The sequence below is a fragment of the Bacillus cereus group sp. BfR-BA-01381 genome, from assembly GCF_022663555.1.
In the GTDB taxonomy this organism is placed as follows: Bacteria; Bacillota; Bacilli; order Bacillales; family Bacillaceae_G; genus Bacillus_A; species Bacillus_A pacificus.
Genome location: NZ_JAKUFR010000221.1, coordinates 1 through 484, shown reverse-complemented (window position 1 = coordinate 484; position 484 = coordinate 1). Strand labels below are relative to the sequence as shown.

The following is a 484-nucleotide window of genomic DNA, read 5'->3' as shown; positions in this document are numbered from 1 at the left end:
AAGAAGGTACGGTTGCAGTAGTTGGAGATACATTAATTAAATTTGATGCTCCTGGATACGAAAACCTTAAATTTAAAGGCGACGATCATGACGAAGCTCCTAAAGCTGAAGAAGCAAAAGAAGAAGCTCCTAAAGCTGAAGCTACTCCAGCAGCAACTGCAGAAGTAGTAAATGAGCGCGTAATCGCTATGCCATCTGTTCGTAAATATGCTCGTGAAAACGGCGTAGACATTCATAAAGTAGCTGGTTCTGGTAAGAACGGTCGTATCGTAAAAGCTGACATCGATGCATTTGCAAATGGTGGACAAGCAGTAGCAGCAACTGAGGCTCCAGCAGCAGTAGAAGCTACTCCAGCAGCAGCGAAAGAAGAAGCACCAAAAGCACAACCAATTCCAGCTGGTGAATATCCAGAAACTCGTGAGAAAATGAGTGGTATCCGTAAAGCAATTGCGAAAGCAATGGTTAACTCTAAACATACAGCTCC

General features: G+C 43.6%; 1 protein-coding gene. It reads left to right on the top strand.

The window, feature by feature from the left end:
- Positions 1–484, top strand: a 484-nt coding sequence (locus MR079_RS28395; protein ID WP_242295088.1) for an E3 binding domain-containing protein, incomplete at both ends; no start/stop codon positions are given.